Origin of the sequence: [Clostridium] citroniae WAL-17108, from assembly GCF_000233455.1 — a bacterium.
GTDB lineage: Bacteria > Bacillota > Clostridia > Lachnospirales > Lachnospiraceae > Enterocloster > Enterocloster citroniae.
Genome location: NZ_JH376428.1, coordinates 158,323 through 175,453, shown reverse-complemented (window position 1 = coordinate 175,453; position 17,131 = coordinate 158,323). Strand labels below are relative to the sequence as shown.

Sequence of the window (17,131 nt, the reverse complement as noted above, 5' to 3'; positions counted from 1 at the left end):
TCAGAAATGGGCGCTTATTATAATGATACAGGAGGCACTAATTGCTTAAATGAGAGGAAAATGGAGGCATGAAATACAATAAAACATTTTGTGCACAAATCACAGGAATATTAGATAATGGAAAATATGAAACGCTGTATAAAGGCAAAAAATATACAGTTACATGCAATCGTGCGTTAACCGTAGGAACATGGGTATGGGTGTGTGCACCGCAGAATAATTGGAGTGATTTATTTGTAGCTGGGATTTAGATGTGTGATTTTCCATAATTGCTATATAGACTATAATATAGGGATACATGAGTAATTTACTAGCAAGGGAAAAATGAAATAAGGGCGTCTCTGCAAGATGAGGCGCTCTTTTGATGTGATGAAAAGGATAATTGAATATAAGTATAATAATAAAGGGGTGCTAGAGTATTACAGAAATAATAAGCATTGGTGATTACCAGAAGAAATCGCCTTTATATAGAGAAAAAATGATGAAAGCTTATGCTGACAGTGTGAAATATGGCCTAATAGCTGTATCGGAAAAGGAATGGAATAATTTAGTAGAACGTGGTATAATCAATCCGGATACGGTACTATCACAAATCACTATGATGAAAGAAGAAGCTGTATTAGCAGTACATCGTTACAAAATCAGCACTCTTTCCGATGGTCGTGTAGGGACTTATGTGCCAGATGATACTAAACCAAGAAAATGTAGGAATATCAAGGAATCAAGTTATAATAAGATGATAGACCGATTATATGCTTTTTACAACTTGGGTCAGGATACAAATAACATAAGGCTATGCGATATATTTGACGAGTGGTTGGTGTATAAGTCAAAGAAGAAGCAGAATTCAGAGCAAACAAAAAAACAGAATAAAGCAAGTTATGAAAAATACGTAAAGGGAACAAAGATCGACACAATTCCAATAAAAAGGATAATGACCATTGATCTTGAGGATTGGGCAATAAATGTCCTTTCTATGAAAGGGATGACAGCGAAGGGGTTCAACACTCATAAAATAACTGTCACAGGCCCGCTTAAATACGCTAAAAGAAAAGGTTATATCTCGGAGAATCCGTGGCAAAAAGATGAGATGGAGTATACTCATCTCTTCAAATCTGAGCGAATTAAACCTTCTGCTGAGATGGTATTTTATCCGGACGAAATAGACGACCTCTGTCAAGAGTTTGAAAGAGGATATGCCTTAAATGGAAATATTGCTAATATAGGATTAATGGCTAATTTTGAATTGGGATTGCGAGTAGGAGAATTATCTGCATTGAGATGGCCGGATATTAATTTTGTTAATGAGACTGTTTTTATACAGCGAATGGAGGATAGTTCTGGGAATGTAGTGGATTATGTCAAGTCAGATTCAGAGGCAGGATATAGGGAGCTGGACCTAAGCGATGAACTAATTCAAATATTTAAACGAATAAAACGGGAAAGCCGTGTATTATCGGAATATGTATTCGTTAATGCTGATGGAAGCAGAGCAAACAAAATGCAATTTATCCACAGACTGACTAAGGCCGAAATCGCGCTAGGCTGGGAAAAGTTTAAATACTCACACTGCATAAGGAGAACTGTTGCGTCCAGAATGAATGCAGAGGGATGGGTGTTGGATGAAATTAGAAGATGGTTAGGTCATACAAGTAAGGAAACGACACTTAAGTATCTATACAATCCATACAGGGAGAGTGAGACTAAGTGCCGTGTTAAGAAGACATCTATTTTACATACAAATAATAGTTGTCTCAAGCTGTCTCAAGAAAATACCGCTTCAATCGGGTATAAAAAAATGCCAGAAGCCTTGTAAAATAAAGCCTCTGACACATTTTAAAGGAATCGGAGTAACAGGATTTGAACCTGCGACCTCTCGGCCCCCAGCCGAGCGCGCTACCAAGCTACGCCATACTCCGTTCTCGAACCTCTATGATTATAGCAAAGATTTTTCATTTTGAAAAGCCCTAATTTTAATTTATTCAGGAGAAAATAAGAATGACACAGGAAAATGCAGTAAAAAAGCGGATTTTCAGCTTCGATCTTGACATGACGTTACTGGATCACAAGACATGGGAGGTCCCTCCCAGCGCAATGGAGGCCCTGGAGCATATTAGGAAGGATTCCGTGATCGTCATTGCCAGCGGAAGAAACATGGACCACGAAATGAGTTCCATGTACTGCGATATCATCAAACCGGACGGGGTCATTCATATGAACGGCACCCGGGTGGTAGCAGGAGGAAATGTCCTGTTTGAGCATCAGATGGACAAGGACCGGCTGAGGTCTTTGCTGTCCTATGCGGATGAGCATGGCTATTCCATGGGGATCAGCACGGGAGGATATGATTATTATATTCATCCGGAAGGGGTTACCCGCATGGATGAGATCCGCTGGGGAGTGTCGGAGCGCAATTACAGGGATGGCTGGGAGCTGATGGAGCTGCCGGTGAGGACCCTGGCATACATAGGAGGGCCCCAGGGGGCCAAGGAGATGGAGGAGCATTTTCCGGATTTTAAATTCCCCATGTTTTCTGGAAATATGGGAGCTGATGTGGTGGAACGGGAGGCGTCCAAGGCAAAAGGGCTTATGCGTATCTGCGAGTTTTACGGGATCGGTATGGAGCACACCATTGCATTTGGAGACAGCATGAATGATTATGAGATTGTCCGGGAGGCGGGGATCGGGATCGCCATGGGAAACTCAGTGGATGAGCTGAAGGCAGTGGCTGACTATGTTACGGACGATATTGACAGGGATGGGGTCTGGAAAGCCTGCAGGCATTTTGGATGGATCTAAAATAAAAGGGTAACAGTTCAGGACGGCGGGAAAATGGGGGCAAAAGCGGGCGTTAAGCTTGCTTATAAGTCCGTTTTCGTCCCCATTTTCACATCGGATGGACATCCGATGCTTCTTGACCGGTTTTCCGGTCAAGAAGATGAGCCGCCCTGAACAGTTACATAAAAGAAATGGAGATTTGATATGGCAAGAAATTTTGACGTGGTAATCATTGGGGCAGGACCAGGCGGATATACAGCGGCACAAAAGGCATCGCAGTTTGGCCTTTCGGTGGCGCTGGTTGAGGCAAAGAAAATAGGCGGTACCTGCGTCAACAGGGGCTGTATCCCCACAAAAGCATTGCTTCATGCATCCAACATGTTCCATATGATGCAGAACTGCGATGTGTTTGGCGTATCAACGGACTTTATTGCCTTTGATTTCGGAAAGATGCAGAAATACAAAAAGCAGGCCGTGGCAAAATACCGCGAAGGCATAGAGGCCGGATTTGACCGGGAGAAAGTGGAGATCATACACGGGACAGCCACCCTGCGCAGGGACAGGACCGTGGAGGTAGAACTGGCGGAAGGCGGACGCGAATTTCTTCAGGGAAATGCAGTCATAATAGCAACAGGAGCCGTCCCCATGATGAACGACATACCTGGGGCAAGCCTGCCGGGAGTGTGGAACAGCGACAGGCTTCTGGCAGCGGAAAACTGGAATTTTGACCGCCTGACCATTATGGGCGGAGGCGTGATCGCAGTGGAATTTGCAACCATGTTCAGCAATCTCTGCTCCAGCGTGACCATTGTGGAAAAGCAGAAGCACCTGATGGCTCCCATGGATGACGTCATGTCGGCGGAACTGGAAAAGGAGCTTCGGCGCAAAGGTATCCAGGTATACTGCGATGCCACGGTCACTGAGATCATGGAGGAAGAGGGAAGCCTCAGCTGTGTGATCACGCCCAACCATGGGGGTGAACCCATAAAGACAAGGGCAGGACAGGTGCTGATGGCCATTGGGCGGCGCCCGGATGTGGATAAGCTTTTTGGCAAGGACATTTCCCTGGAAATGCAGAATGGAAAGATTGCAGTGAACAGTGATTTTGAGACCAGTGAGCCGGGCGTATTTGCCATAGGGGATGTGGCTGCCAGGACACAGCTGGCCCATGTGGCGGCGGCCCAGGGCACGTACGTAGTGGAAAAGATCGCGGGAAGGGCTCACAGCGTCAAGCTGGAGGTAGTGCCCAACGGCATGTTTGTGTCCCTTCCCATTGTGCCAAACTGTATTTACACGGATCCGGAGATTGCCACGGTTGGAATTACGGAGGAGCGGGCAAAACAGGGCGGGCTAAAGGTGCGCTGCGGACATTTTTCCATGAGGGACAATGGAAAGTCCATCATATCCGGTGAGGAGAACGGATTTATCCGCCTGGTTTTCGAGGCGTACTCCAATACCATTGTGGGCGCTCAGATGATGTGTCCCCGTGCAACGGACATGATCGGGGAGATTGCCACTGCTATCGCCAATGGGCTCACTGCGGAAGAAATGTCCTTTGCCATGAGGGCGCAGCCCACTTATAATGAAGGGATTGGAGCCGCCATTGAGGATGCGATGAGGCGTGAGCCGGTGTAGGGAACCATGGGTGAGGTTAGATTAGATGACGCAGGTTAGATGGAGCGGGTTACATGGCACGGGTTAGACGACCCGCGCAGGTGCGGGAGATAGATGGGCTGAAGGTTTGGACAGCACTGTTTGGGAAAAAGTGTTAATCAAGAGAAAGAGAGGAATAGATGATGGGTGTGATTCAGGAAAGACTGTGTGCACTTCGTGCTTTGATGAAGGAGCAGGGGATGGACGCATATCTGGTTCCAACAGCAGATTTTCATGAGTCTGAATATGTGGGAGAGCATTTTAAATGCAGGGAATATATCACAGGATTCACAGGCTCGGCAGGAACGGCCGTGGTGACCATGGATGAGGCCTGCCTGTGGGTGGACGGTCGCTATTTTGTCCAGGCTTCCCATGAACTGGAGGGAACCTCGGTGACCATGATGAAAATGGGACGGGAGGGCGTACCTGATGTAGAGGAATATCTGGAGCAGACGCTTCCCTCAAAGGGGTGCCTTGGATTTGACGGCCGGGTGGTTAATGCGGCGGCCGGGTTAAATCTGGAGGATGTGCTGGAAGACAAGAACGTCAGGATATCCTATGGACTGGATCTGATCGGAAGCATATGGGATCACCGGCCCGAGTTGTCGGCAAAGCCGGCCTGGGTTCTGGCCCAGCAGTATGCAGGAAAATGCAGCGAAGATAAAATACAGGATGTGAGAGAGGCCATGAAGAAAGCTCATGCCTCGGTCCATGTGCTCACATCCATGGATGACATTGCATGGCTTTTAAATATCCGGGGTGGCGATATACGCCATAATCCCGTGGTATTGTCCTATGTGGTGGTTACCATGGAACAGCTGTATCTGTTTGTAAATGAGGAGGTACTGGAGCATCGGGCATATCCGTATATGGATAATGGAGAGGACATTACCACCAGGCAGTATCTGGAAGATATTGGGGTTACGGTGCTGCCTTATGACCAACTTTATGATATGGTGGAAGGTTTCAGGAATGAGAAGGTGCTGTTGGAGAAAAGCCGCGTCAATTATGCGATCTACCGTTTGCTGGACAGCTCCAATAAGATCATTGACAGGATGAACCCCACCGCGCTGATGAAGTCTGTTAAGAATGATGTGGAGATTGAAAATGAGAGGAATGCCCATATCAAGGACGGCGTGGCGGTGACCAAATTCATTTACTGGCTGAAGAAAAACATTGGCAGGATTCCCATGGATGAAATCAGTGTGTCTGATTACCTGGAAAAACTGCGGATGGAACAGGAGGGCTGCATAGGACTCAGCTTTTCAACCATATCCGCATATGGGGAACATGGGGCAATGTGTCATTACTCAGCTACGGAAGAGACCAATATCCCCCTGGAGCCAAAGGGGCTGTATCTGGTGGACTCCGGCGGCCAGTATTATGAGGGAACCACGGATATCACCAGGACCATTGCGCTGGGACCGGTGACAGACGAGGAAAAGGAGCATTTTACACTGGTACTTATGAGCATGCTGCGCCTGGGAGCGGTGAAGTTCCTTCACGGCTGCAGAGGACTGAGTATTGATTATGTGGCCAGGGAACCATTGTGGAGCAGGGGGCTTAACTTTGAACATGGTACAGGCCATGGCGTCAGCTACTTGTCTAACTGCCATGAAAGGCCTAACGGGATCCGGTTTAAAATGGTGCCTGAGCGCCAGGATAACGGGGTTCTGGAGCCCGGTATGATCACATCCGATGAACCGGGACTTTATATAGAGGGAAGCCACGGTATCAGGACAGAGAACCTGACCGTATGCGTAAAGGATGAAAAAAATGATTATGGGCAGTTCCTGAAGTTTGAATTTCTCACATTTGCCCCCATTGACCTGGAAGTGGTTGACAAAACGCTGATGACAGAACGTGATGTGGAGCTTTTAAATGAGTATCACAGACAGGTATATGAGAAGATCGGCCCCCATTTGAATGAGGATGAGAGGGCGTGGCTGAAGGATGTGACAGCGGCGATCTAAGGCGGAGATTATAAGGAAAATTGGTGAAAAAGAAACCGGAGTACCATCAGGCGGAGCATGTGATATGGGAGCATATCAATGACTGTCTTTGATGGCTCCGGTTTTTGAGTGGTGTGGCTGCCAATAGGGGGAGTGTTTGTTACGCACCTGGAAGGTCTACCACGATATAGGAATGGCCCATGGCCGGAAGGAGTTTCTCCAACAGATCCCGGGTACGGAATTTGATACTGGATGTATTGACATAGGGATGGCAGGGGAAATATTCCGGTTTTTGCATTGCATCCCTGTCAATAAGCAGCTGGATATGATAATCTGCATCATTCATAAGGGCAGGGATACTGACGAAACCGGGCGTGATATCCAGATGCATTTTCATATATTCCGGTTTCGCAAATGATAGGTGAGAACTGCTGTCTGGATAAAACAGTAAATTTTTTATTGCCGGGAAGCATAAGCAGGTAGAAACCGGTCTTTTGAGCATTTCGCAGAAATAAGTTTTTGTATACCTTCAGTTCTAGCAGTTTGTCGATCTCCTGGCATGCCTCTACGGTCGGCATGGCATCGTGGTCCAGGCGAATGTAGGGAATGAGGAGGGAGCCCAAAAGTTCGTAGGAGCGGATCTCCTGAGAAATGCGTCCGGTGGGATCGGATGGCCTTCCAATGTATCGGGTGGGGTCGATCTTGTATGGGGGATCGGGAGCAGATGTGGGATTATATGTGAGATTATGTGTGGAATTGTATGTGGATGGAACGGCGGAGACTGTGTGGGAATGTGTGATCATGTCTGTATCCGTTCTTGGGTGATAACTTGGGTGATAATTGCAGGCAGCTGGTGGTGATGTGGGAGGGGATTGGGCGGATATATGATAAAATTACACATTATATTAAATATATGGTAAAATGTCGATAGGGTTTTTAGCGGGATCAAGCGCCCCAAAAACCGACATGAAGTGATGATGACAAATATGTTATAGCAGAGGAGAGCGGGGATCAAGCCGCTGTCTGTACTGTTTTTAAGTAAAAACAGCTGTCAGAATGGGAGAATAAGACAATGAGCCGAATTGGTGGAAATGAAAGCGGGAACAGAACGGAGAAGAGGAACGGGGGGAAAGCAGAGAAGCGGTGGGAGCAGAGACCGGTGAAAAAGGCGGAAGTTGGCGGTACTCGTGGCAGGGGGGACGGTAAATATATGGACAAACATAGTGATAAATATGACGATAAATATAGTGATAAATATACCGATAGACATACCGGTAAATATACGGACAAGGATACTGATAAACATCCTGGTAAGGATTTGGATAAAATGTCCAGGAGAAATCACGGGGGAAAACAGGATGCAGCGGCCAAGAGAGGGGATAGAGGGCCGCAGCGTGATGACCGGCGTAAGGATAAGAGGGATGAACGGGAACTGCGCAGCGGCAGGGATGACCGGGGATTTAGAATGGGTAAGTCCAGTGAGAATATTGGCGGTTTGAATGATAAAAGGGGGATAGGAAAGGGAAGGACAGAAAGACAGACAGTGGATCAACGGATAACGGATTGGCAGAGCCCGGATAGACGGAAGATGGGCAGACCTGTATCTGACCGGATGGCAGATAAAAAAGGAAAGCCGGAGGGAAAAGGACTTTGCCCGGTTATGAAACGGTGCGGGGGATGTCAGATACTGGATCGGGATTACAGTGAACAGCTGAAGCAAAAGCAGAAGCAGGTGGAGGAACTGTTTAAGGGCATCTGCCCTGTTAAACCGATCATTGGAATGAAGGATCCATTCCATTACCGCAACAAAGTACATGCTGTGTTTGCCTGGGAAAAGGGAAATGTGATTTCTGGTATTTACCAGGAGAACAGCCATGATGTGGTTGCTGTGGAGAAGTGCATGATAGAGGATGAAAAGGCAGATGAGATTATCGGCACAATTCGCAATATGCTCAAGTCATTTAAGATACGTATTTATAATGAGGATACTGGCTTTGGACTACTGCGCCATGTGCTGATCCGCCTGGCATTTACAACCAATGAGATCATGGTGGTGCTTGTCACGGCATCTCCTGTATTTCCATCTAAAAATAATTTTGTTAAGGCATTGAGGGAAAAACATCCGGAGATCACCACCATTGTACAGAATATCAATGGGCGCGGTACCAGTATGGTTCTGGGGAACAAGGAACATGTGCTGTATGGCAAGGGATATATTGTGGACGAACTGTGCGGCTGCAGATTCCGTATCTCTTCCAGATCCTTCTATCAGGTGAACCCGGTCCAGACGGAAGTGCTGTATGGAAAGGCGCTGGAACTGGCAGGCCTCACCGGAAAGGAACTGGTGGTGGATGCGTACTGCGGCATTGGAACCATTGGGATCATTGCCAGCAAACAGGCTGGGCAGGTTATTGGTGTGGAATTAAATCAGGACGCTGTGCGGGATGCGGTGAGCAATGCCAAGATGAATGATAGGAAGAATGTGCGCTTCTACTGCAATGACGCGGGACGGTTCCTGGTAAATATGGCTGAACGGGGAGAAAAGGTGGATGTGGTGATTATGGATCCGCCAAGGAGCGGCAGTACAGGAGAGTTTTTGGACTCTGTAGGGAAGATGGGAGCGGGAAAGGTTGTGTATGTGTCGTGTAATCCTGAGACTTTGGCCAGGGATGTGAGGTATATGAGGAAGCTGGGATATGTGGCGGGGGAGGTGTGGCCGGTGGATATGTTTCCGGGGACGAATCATACGGAAAGTATTGTCCTGTTGCAAAAGAGTGTTAAATGATGATTAGGTGAGGTGGGATAGTTGTTGTGTGGTGAGGCGTGAAGGCTTTTGGCTTTTGCGCCTTTTCCTTATGGATGAGATGGGGTGGGGTGTTGTGAAAAAGATATATTATATACCTGTGAAAAAAGAGAATATGGAACCGCTGCGTGTGGCGGCATATTGCCGCGTAAGTACTAAGAAAGAGACACAGTTAGCCAGTTTGGCTCATCAAATTATGGCATATACAGAACAGATATCAGATCATCCGGGGTGGGTATTTTCAGGAGTATTCTGGGATTGTGTAAGAAGTGGATTAAGGAAAAAGGGCCGTAACGGATTGAAACATATGTTAGAAAGTGCAACAGAGGGGAAATTCGATTACATAATCACTAAATCAGCAAAACGAGTATCCAGGAATACGGTAGAACTATTGCAGATTATGAGATATTTGAAAGAAAGGGGTATTCAAATGTATTTTGAATTTGAAAATGTGAATTCGTTTGATCCAGATGCAGAAGCGGCAATAACCTTATCAGGAGCAATGGGACAAGAAGAAAGCAGAAATTTGAGTGAGAATATTCAGTGGGGGATTCAAAGAAAATTTGAGGAAGGGCTATTTAGCTACTACAAACATTTTATGGGGTATCGGTGTGTGGAGGGGGAATTGGTAATTGTTCCGGAGCAGGCTAAAAAAGTACGATTAATTTTTGAGTTATATTTGAAGGGATACACATTTTCACAGATTAAAAAATATCTGGAAGATAATGGCATAAAAACGGTTACAGGTAAAGAGGTATGGAGTGCAAATGTAATACAACAAATGCTAAAGAATGAGAAATATAAGGGAGACATAATGCTTCAGAAAACATTTACAGAGGATTATCTAAATGGTATACGTAAGAAAAATGTAGGACAGCGTACCAGATATTATGTAAAAGGAAGTCATCCGGCCATTATTTCTTCGGAAATATTTGATAAAGTGCAGGCAGAAATGCTTAATAGAGCCAGACTGCTCAGAATAGCTGACGACAATCAGATTAGCAGTGGTAACCGATATAGCAGCAAATATTTGCTTAGTAATTTATTGGTATGTGGGGATTGTGGGGGAGGATTTAGGCGTAGAACGGAGCGTGGGAAGATTGTTTGGAGATGCGGGACAAGGATGGAAAAAGGAAAGGCGGAGTGTAAAAATTCATCTACCTTGAATGATCAATATGTAAGAGATATATTGAGAGAAGTTGTGTGTAATGGAGAATATGGTGAAAATGTCGTAAAAGATAGAGTAAAGAGAATAGATGTTTATGAGAAGCAGTTGATAATTTGTTATGCTGAAAAAGAGAAATATCAGAAATGTGAGTTTGAATAATAGATAAATGAGATTGTTATGTTTCAGAAGGATAAATAAACGGACATGAAGAAATCTTTCAGATGGTAATGGTGAGGGGAGTATGGTAAAATATAGTGAAACGGATGTGGAAACTATTTTAAAGAATAATATAATCATTGAATTCTTATTAGTGATCTTTTGGCGGGGGAAGGGAAAGTAGAAAAGTCAAATATATTAATGTATACGACAGAGGATGGAGTCACCAAAGTTGAAGTTACATTTGATAATGATACTGTTTGGTTATCGTTAGATCAAATAGCAGATCTATTTCAAAGAAATAAATCTACGATATCCAGGCATATAAAAAATATTTTTTTAGAAGGTGAGTTAAGCCGAAATTCAGTTGTTGCAAATTTTGCAACAATTGGTTCCGATGGAAAAAGATATCATGTGGATTTTTATAATCTTGACGTTATTATTTCTGTTGGCTATCGCGTAAAATCTTTACGAGGAACACAATTTAGGATTTGGGCAACAAATATTCTGAAAGAATATATGAAAAAAGGATTTGCACTGGATGATGAACGATTAAAGAATCTTGGTGGGGGAAATTATTTTGATGAGTTGATGGCGCGTATCCGGGATATAAGGTCTTCAGAAAAGGTGTTTTGGAGAAAAGTGCTGGAAATTTATGCGACTAGTATTGACTATAATCCGAAGGCGGAGAGCTCCGTGCAGTTTTTTAAACAGGTTCAGAACAAGATGCATTGGGCAGCACATAAGCATACAGCGGCAGAGGTGATTTACCAAAGGGCAGATGCGGATAAAGATAATATGGGGCTGACTACATGGAGTGGTAACCATATAAAACGATAGGATGTAGAAGTGGCAAAAAATTATCTTGATGAAAAAGAGCTGGATGCACTCAATAAAATTGTTATGGCCTATTTGGATATTGCGGAGGTACATGCTTTAAATCAGGAACCAATGTATATGAAAGACTGGCTGGAGACGATTGATGATTATCTAAGGATGACTAGACGTGATATATTAACAACAAAGCAGGAATATATATTGTCTCCTGTGGAATGTCATTTTTTAGAGAGTATTGGGGAATTAGATAAGTTGGACGGGAAAAATAATTAGTAGGATTCTGACGAATAGTTTCCACTAAGAAGGAAACTATATCTTTTCGCCATTATTATAGTCTGCTCACCACATGTGGAAACGGTAGTTTTGCTGGAGAGAAAAGGTTAGGAAGACAAAGGGATTCAAGAGTTTGGCAAAGAAATAGGGTTGTTTTTTTGTGTGGTGTTTAGTCTGGGTGTAGGTTACCAAGATATTTGACAAAACCGAGACAGAGGAGGAGTGAGTGGGATATGGCGGGAAGTGACGGTATATCAAGGGTTTCGGCGGTTTTTAGAGGAAAATCGCTATTGACAAATAAAATGAGAATAATATAGAAAAAGGACCTTTTCCAAGAAAATTGCCGGAGAGGTCCTTTTTTTGAGCCGTTAAAAATTAACGTTAATCAATGTTATAAAATTATGTGAAAAGTACGCAGAATCAAGGATTGACGCGTTAAAAGACATAAAACTAATCGTGTAAAATTAAGCGAATGACAACGATGAGCAAATGCCCTGATTGAAAAAAAATAAAAATAGGGGCATTTGCTGAATCTTCAAGGCTTTGTAGATATTTTTTTGAAATTTAAAGGGCTTAAAGCAAATGCCCTATTTGGTTTATTTATTGGCCAAAACAAAGAAAAAAAATTAGGCTATTTCACTATTTCCGTCCATGACGTTTTTTCCATGATTCGAGGTTGATGACAACTCCGATTTTTCACACTTAGCAACCTTTGCACGAAGATAGTTTTTTACATCAAGTTGTTCTTCTAAGGGAAGGCTCCTCAACATAAAAATTATGAGTTCCTCTGATTCATTTAATTTCAGGCTATATTCAATATTAGATGTTTTCGGAGAGCTATTATCTATAATTGATGCTTCCCCAGTTAAAATCCAATCTATAGAAGTTTGAAGCAATTTAGATAACGAAACTAGTGCTTTAGAAGATGGTAAAACATTACCGCGCTCTATTTCGCTAAGGTTACCATTAGATATTCCAGTAGCAGCATAAACATCTTTTTGCGTTAGATTAAGTTCTTTTCTACGAGTTTTAATTCTTATCCCAACCATTTTATCAATATTATCCATTTGACCTCCCATTTTGATACAGATTATCTAATTTAAGATAAAATCTAAAAAAGAATATTGACAATATCTAAAATTAGATATATTATATCTGTATGGATGATTTATAAGCCAATACAAAAGTAACATACTTTGAAGATTACTTCAAGCAAAAGAACTTTAATTCATCACATATCTGCAATCAAGTCTGATTGAATAAGCAACATTCTTTGAAAGCCAGATTCCTGGCCTATGATTATAAAAGGAAAGAACCACCAGCCAAAGCTGATGGTTCCCTGTGCCAGATGTTAAATGGCACTGAAGTGGTATGATTCCCCATATTGGGAAACCTCACCATGGAGGCGGAACTTGCTTTTTGGCTTCGGAGCATCTGCTTCAAAGTCAGCAGAGCAGGAACCATCCTCACTGACCTGACCGGAAACGAATTTCCAGTCAATCGAGTTGCCGGAAGCGAAGGAAACAATACGGGTCAACGCATCATTTTTCACTTCTGGCAGCCTCTTTGGCGAGATAACCATGGGGCTCACCTCCCCTGAAAGGCTGTATCGTTATACCTTTCAGTGCCATTTTAACATATATCAGGATGTAAAGAAACAAAATTATCATATCGAAACAACTAAATCTGGTTGAACAATGTTCTTACGGATTCAGGTTCCTGAATTCACAGTTGACAAATTAAGTAAGATGTAACAGGAGGTGAATATGACAGTCCGTGAAATAATATCTATTTTATTATGGCCCATGGCTCTTTTCATTGTGGTCTGGATTGATTCCTGGTTGAGGGATTGGGGTCTGTTTGGAGGGTGTAATACAATGCTTGAACGTATCCTACTTGTATTATCAATTTTAGTCTACATTCTCCTTATTTACGTTGGGAGCTTTGTTGTGTAATTTTTTAAAAATTAAGACCTTAAGAAAGGGGAAAATTGAAATGACAGAAATTAAAATCATCCCGCAGAAATTTTCATTCCAAGTACCGAACATTACAGATGGGCATGGAAATACAAAATTGCCGGGAATCAGCGTTGAGATTGAAGTAAATGCATTTAAAGTGGATGCTGAAAAAATAAGGGAACGTTTGATAAATGTTTTTTCAGAGGTCCTTGATTACTTTGAAGCAGACGAAGAGAAAAAGGAACGGAGGAAAGGACAGAAAGAGGACTGGAAACATAAAGCGCTGTTATACCTAGAAGATTTATGGGTGGACGAGAACGAACGTATCAATGAATACACCTTGGAAGGGAAACGGGGCTATCCAAAGGAAGGCTTTGAGAAAAAGTGGCGCCAGGCAACGGAGCGGAGTGATATGCTTGTCAAAATCATGAAGCTGGTCCAACGCGAGACGAAAACATTGAGCATACCGAAAAAGAGGGAAATGAAAGACATAGTTGAAGCGATTTTGAATGAATCAGCGACAGCCCATATAAAAGGGACGGCTGAATCAGCTGAGGTAACAATTATAAGTGCGATAGAGCGTAGGATACTGGCAAATCTTGAAGTAAGGATTAGCCCTAATGGCTGCCTAATGATTGATGGGTATCATTTCCTGACAGGGTCAGATGAATAAAACCGGAGGTGATAAATCTCATGAAAAATGGCAAAAAGCCAACCTTAAGCCAGAAAAAGGAGATGAAACTTCATGGTCTGCAGCCAGAGAACTGGCTGGTGATAAAGGATACCAGGGAGTTTTTGGAAGTGGTAAGCAGAATGGAACTTAAGCGGATTGGAACAGACAGGAAACGGACCAGAAGATTATACAGGAGTGAGTAAGATGGCAGATGTAAAGACAAGGGAGCTTGGAAAGATTGTCAAGAAGCGTCTGATTGAATTGGAGATGACCCAGGTCCAGCTGGCAAATATATTGGGTACAAGCCCTCAAGAACTGTGCCGGATGCTGAAAGGAAAGAGGCCTGGGTATAAGTATCGGAAGCAAATGCTGAAAATTCTCAAAATAAATGAGAATGATGTGGCATAGGGGGCTGGATATGGACTTGCATAAAAGAAGAACACCCTACTTCTGGGGGAAGGTCGGGCGTTCCGATAAATACTCATCTGCATTGTACTATACCAACAGCCAAATTGCAACAGAAAGGGGGAAATCTGATGGAAGAAATTTATATATCTATGAAAGATGCATCTGATTTAGAAGGGATGTTATATAGAACTTTTATGAAACAGGTTTCTCGTAGAGAAGAGAATGCAGAAATTGTGTTACGAAAAGAGAAAATTTTATCTGGTGGAAAAGAGCGAAAATACATCAAACTTACTGACCTAAGCCCCAAAGCCCAGAAGGCCTACCGGGCCATGAAGAAGATAGATACGGAAGAAGGAAGTGATATCGTGATGGAGAACCTGCCCCCAGAGGAGCCCTGGTACCTGGATACCGATGTGAACTGGTACATAGAGAACCACAGCCAGGCATATTACAAGGCGGTGGAGCTGTCCCGGCTCCTGCAGGACATCATCAACTATTCGGATGCAGACAAGACGGAGTACATCATCCGTAAGGCGGCGGAGCTGGGAATGAGCCAAAGGACTTTGTACCGCCACATGGACAAATACCTGGAGGCGGCAGGGTGGGCCCTGAAGATGCTGCGGGAGACCGGGGCCAACTACGATTATTACAAGGTCCTGTGCCTGTGCCGGAAACCCAAGGATTCCAATACCTTCCCCACCTTTACGCCGGAAGTGAAGCAGAAGATACACAACATCTGGTTCGACAAGGACTTTGCCCGGAATGAAGGAAAGCGCCAGATGCTGTATGACAAGCTGCTGAAAATCGGTACGGCCAATGGCTGGCCCATCCCATCTTACCAGAGTGTATGCCGTTACATCTCCCACCTGATGGCAGACGGGCAGCTGGAAAGCGCCTATTTCCTTGCAGCCAAAGGTGACAGGGCGTGGAAGAACAAGCGGATGGTGAAGGCCCTGCGCGATACCCGGTCCCTCCAGGTCATGGAGGTCCTTCTGGGGGATGAACATACCTTTGACTGCTGGGTCTCCTATAAGCTGCCTAATGGGAAGGTGACGGCCATCAAGCCTAAGCTGGTGGCCTGGATTGACGCCAGGAGCCGCATGGTGCTGGGGGATATCATCTGCCGGGATGCCAATGCCCAGATACTGAAGCAATCCCTGATTAAGGTATTGTACGGAACCCCGGGAGGGATGCCGAAATACCTGAACATTGACAACGGAAAGGACTATACCTCCAGGGAACTGACCGGCGTCAGACGCTATCCCACCCGGGAGGAAACAGAACGGTATGCCGGATTTGAGGAGGTAAAAGCGGGATTCTATCACACCATTGGGATAGAGGACTTCCACCGGAGCCGTCCTTATGAGCCATGGAGTAAATCCGAAATAGAGCGTCTGTTTAAGACGGTATGCGATGGATTCTCCCGGTGGTTTAAGAGTTACACGGGTACACTGACAGGAAGCAGGACCAGCGCCAAGATTGACAAGGACATCAAGCGTATGCTTGAACAGGGGAAGCTGCTGACCATGGAGGAGTTTTATGAGAAGTGGAGCCACTACCTGCACAACGTGTATGCGGTGAAGGTCCACAGGGGCCTGAAAAACCAGGGAGAAACATACTGTACCCCGCAGGAACTGTTTGACAAAGGGGAACGGTATGAGAAGGCCCTGCCGCCAAAATCCTTTGCCCTGCTGCAGCTGATGAAGTCAGAACGGGCACGGGTATATAACGTGGGAATCCGGAAATTCGGCCAGGTCTATAACCATCCGGAGCTGATTTATTACATGGACAAGCCTGTGGACATCAAGTATGACCCGGAGGACGTGACCCGGCTGCTTGTGTTTGACGCCCAGGACGGCCATATGATTTGTGAGGCCGAGAGCCAGGAACTGTTAAAGATTGCCCACAAGGTCCCACAGGAGGCGCTGGAACGCCACATCCGGCTCCAGAAGCAGCAGATGAAGGATGTGCGTGAGAAGCTGAAGGAAATGAGATGCCCGCTGGATGAACGGATTGCCGGCGCGGCCCAAGCCAACACCATCGTGGGAAGCATGATGATAGAAGGGGCAGGGAACAGCCGGAAGGTCATCACGCTGCCGAAGGAGGAGAGCTACCGGGAACACAGGAAGGCGGCGCGGCAGTCGGAATATATCGCCAGACAGGGCCGCGAAGCGCTGGAGAAACTGCGTAACATGGGTTAAGTCCAACACATAAACCAATCAAACGGAAAGGAAGGGTATCGTAAATGAAAAGTCTGGCAGAACGTGTGTGCCTCAGATTAAGAATCATAAACATGAACAAGGCGGAGCTGGCCTGGCAATTTGATAAGGAAGGGATGAAGTGCTCCCGCTCCATGCTGAGCCAGTACTTAAACGGGAAATATCCAAGCAGGCCAGTAAAGCTGGAGGAACGTCTGGAGAGGTGGCTGGAGGAGACAGAGGAACAGGAAGCAGCCTTCCGGCAGGAAAACCG

14 protein-coding genes, 1 tRNA gene and 3 pseudogenes are annotated in these 17,131 nt (G+C 44.8%); 14 read left to right on the top strand and 4 right to left on the bottom strand.

The genetic code is table 11. From position 1 onward, the window contains the following. Positions 1–68 precede the first annotated feature (68 nt). The gene (locus HMPREF9469_RS32145) at positions 69–251 is read left to right on the top strand and encodes a hypothetical protein (protein ID WP_157140339.1); all 183 of its coding nucleotides are present in this window, start codon (positions 69–71) and stop codon (positions 249–251) included. A 227-nt stretch (positions 252–478) separates the two neighbouring features. Continuing rightward, the gene (locus tag HMPREF9469_RS33095) at positions 479–1,816 is read left to right on the top strand and encodes a tyrosine-type recombinase/integrase (protein ID WP_007868145.1); all 1,338 of its coding nucleotides are present in this window, start codon (positions 479–481) and stop codon (positions 1,814–1,816) included. Between the two features lie 29 nt (positions 1,817–1,845). Here the strand turns inward: HMPREF9469_RS33095 and HMPREF9469_RS24020 are convergent. After that, a tRNA-Pro gene (locus tag HMPREF9469_RS24020) sits at positions 1,846–1,919 on the bottom strand. A 79-nt stretch (positions 1,920–1,998) separates the two neighbouring features. On the opposite strand from HMPREF9469_RS24020, the gene HMPREF9469_RS24015 reads away from it, so the two are divergent. From HMPREF9469_RS24015 to HMPREF9469_RS24005, 3 genes are all read left to right on the top strand, one after another. Then, positions 1,999–2,799 carry a Cof-type HAD-IIB family hydrolase gene (locus tag HMPREF9469_RS24015; RefSeq protein ID WP_007868143.1) on the top strand — a complete coding sequence of 267 codons (801 nt, stop codon included), beginning with the start codon at positions 1,999–2,001 and terminating at the stop codon, positions 2,797–2,799. Between the two features lie 183 nt (positions 2,800–2,982). After that, positions 2,983–4,413 (top strand): dihydrolipoyl dehydrogenase, encoded by a 1,431-nt coding sequence (lpdA, locus tag HMPREF9469_RS24010; protein WP_007868139.1) that lies wholly within the window; start codon positions 2,983–2,985, stop codon positions 4,411–4,413. Between the two features lie 161 nt (positions 4,414–4,574). Beyond that, positions 4,575–6,404, top strand: coding sequence for an aminopeptidase P family protein (locus tag HMPREF9469_RS24005; protein WP_007868137.1), 1,830 nt, complete (start codon positions 4,575–4,577; stop codon positions 6,402–6,404). A 139-nt stretch (positions 6,405–6,543) separates the two neighbouring features. Here the strand turns inward: HMPREF9469_RS24005 and HMPREF9469_RS33895 are convergent. Further along, a pseudogene (locus HMPREF9469_RS33895) lies at positions 6,544–7,084 on the bottom strand (YbaK/EbsC family protein). 371 nt (positions 7,085–7,455) lie between these two features. Here HMPREF9469_RS33895 and rlmD point away from each other — a divergent pair. The 3 genes and pseudogenes from rlmD (at position 7,456) to HMPREF9469_RS23985 (ending at position 11,620) form a co-directional block, all read left to right on the top strand. Continuing rightward, a complete protein-coding gene (rlmD, locus tag HMPREF9469_RS23995; RefSeq protein WP_007868129.1) occupies positions 7,456–9,168 on the top strand; it encodes a 23S rRNA (uracil(1939)-C(5))-methyltransferase RlmD in 1,713 nt (570 codons plus the stop codon). 94 nt (positions 9,169–9,262) lie between these two features. Next, complete coding sequence (locus HMPREF9469_RS23990; protein ID WP_040417241.1) at positions 9,263–10,513, top strand: recombinase family protein; 1,251 nt, start codon at positions 9,263–9,265, stop codon at positions 10,511–10,513. 159 nt (positions 10,514–10,672) lie between these two features. After that, a pseudogene (locus HMPREF9469_RS23985) lies at positions 10,673–11,620 on the top strand (virulence RhuM family protein). 626 nt (positions 11,621–12,246) lie between these two features. Here the strand turns inward: HMPREF9469_RS23985 and HMPREF9469_RS23980 are convergent. Both HMPREF9469_RS23980 and HMPREF9469_RS23975 read right to left on the bottom strand, forming a co-directional pair. Further along, positions 12,247–12,687 carry a helix-turn-helix domain-containing protein gene (locus HMPREF9469_RS23980; protein WP_007868107.1) on the bottom strand — a complete coding sequence of 147 codons (441 nt, stop codon included), beginning with the start codon at positions 12,685–12,687 and terminating at the stop codon, positions 12,247–12,249. A 284-nt stretch (positions 12,688–12,971) separates the two neighbouring features. Beyond that, entirely contained in the window at positions 12,972–13,202 is a 231-nt protein-coding gene (locus HMPREF9469_RS23975; protein WP_007868106.1) for a hypothetical protein, read from the bottom strand. Positions 13,203–13,386: 184 nt separating this feature from the next. On the opposite strand from HMPREF9469_RS23975, the gene HMPREF9469_RS23970 reads away from it, so the two are divergent. The 6 genes and pseudogenes from HMPREF9469_RS23970 to HMPREF9469_RS23945 all read left to right on the top strand — a co-directional run. Further along, on the top strand, positions 13,387–13,575 hold the full coding sequence (locus tag HMPREF9469_RS23970; protein ID WP_007868104.1) for a hypothetical protein: 189 nt from the start codon (positions 13,387–13,389) through the stop codon (positions 13,573–13,575). A gap of 40 nt (positions 13,576–13,615) precedes the next feature. Then, entirely contained in the window at positions 13,616–14,251 is a 636-nt protein-coding gene (locus tag HMPREF9469_RS31530; RefSeq protein ID WP_007868102.1) for a hypothetical protein, read from the top strand. Between the two features lie 20 nt (positions 14,252–14,271). Then, positions 14,272–14,454 carry a DUF6906 family protein gene (locus HMPREF9469_RS23960; protein WP_007868099.1) on the top strand — a complete coding sequence of 61 codons (183 nt, stop codon included), beginning with the start codon at positions 14,272–14,274 and terminating at the stop codon, positions 14,452–14,454. 1 nt (position 14,455) lies between these two features. Further along, positions 14,456–14,659, top strand: coding sequence for a transcriptional regulator (locus HMPREF9469_RS23955; RefSeq protein ID WP_002593001.1), 204 nt, complete (start codon positions 14,456–14,458; stop codon positions 14,657–14,659). A gap of 128 nt (positions 14,660–14,787) precedes the next feature. After that, positions 14,788–16,860 (top strand): Mu transposase C-terminal domain-containing protein, encoded by a 2,073-nt coding sequence (locus tag HMPREF9469_RS23950; protein WP_007868089.1) that lies wholly within the window; start codon positions 14,788–14,790, stop codon positions 16,858–16,860. Between the two features lie 44 nt (positions 16,861–16,904). Then, positions 16,905–17,131, top strand: a pseudogene (locus HMPREF9469_RS23945) (AAA family ATPase); the annotation flags it as partial.

Coding starts and splice junctions, on each gene's coding strand:
- HMPREF9469_RS31530 (WP_007868102.1), top strand. CDS start 13,616: ATGACAGAAATTAAAATCATCCCGCAGAAATTTTCATTCCAAGTACCG.
- HMPREF9469_RS23960 (WP_007868099.1), top strand. CDS start 14,272: ATGAAAAATGGCAAAAAGCCAACCTTAAGCCAGAAAAAGGAGATGAAA.
- HMPREF9469_RS23970 (WP_007868104.1), top strand. CDS start 13,387: ATGACAGTCCGTGAAATAATATCTATTTTATTATGGCCCATGGCTCTT.
- HMPREF9469_RS24005 (WP_007868137.1), top strand. CDS start 4,575: ATGGGTGTGATTCAGGAAAGACTGTGTGCACTTCGTGCTTTGATGAAG.
- HMPREF9469_RS23950 (WP_007868089.1), top strand. CDS start 14,788: ATGGAAGAAATTTATATATCTATGAAAGATGCATCTGATTTAGAAGGG.
- lpdA (WP_007868139.1), top strand. CDS start 2,983: ATGGCAAGAAATTTTGACGTGGTAATCATTGGGGCAGGACCAGGCGGA.
- HMPREF9469_RS23955 (WP_002593001.1), top strand. CDS start 14,456: ATGGCAGATGTAAAGACAAGGGAGCTTGGAAAGATTGTCAAGAAGCGT.
- HMPREF9469_RS23980 (WP_007868107.1), bottom strand. CDS start 12,687: ATGGATAATATTGATAAAATGGTTGGGATAAGAATTAAAACTCGTAGA.
- rlmD (WP_007868129.1), top strand. CDS start 7,456: ATGAGCCGAATTGGTGGAAATGAAAGCGGGAACAGAACGGAGAAGAGG.
- HMPREF9469_RS33095 (WP_007868145.1), top strand. CDS start 479: ATGATGAAAGCTTATGCTGACAGTGTGAAATATGGCCTAATAGCTGTA.
- HMPREF9469_RS23975 (WP_007868106.1), bottom strand. CDS start 13,202: ATGGTTATCTCGCCAAAGAGGCTGCCAGAAGTGAAAAATGATGCGTTG.
- HMPREF9469_RS24015 (WP_007868143.1), top strand. CDS start 1,999: ATGACACAGGAAAATGCAGTAAAAAAGCGGATTTTCAGCTTCGATCTT.
- HMPREF9469_RS32145 (WP_157140339.1), top strand. CDS start 69: ATGAAATACAATAAAACATTTTGTGCACAAATCACAGGAATATTAGAT.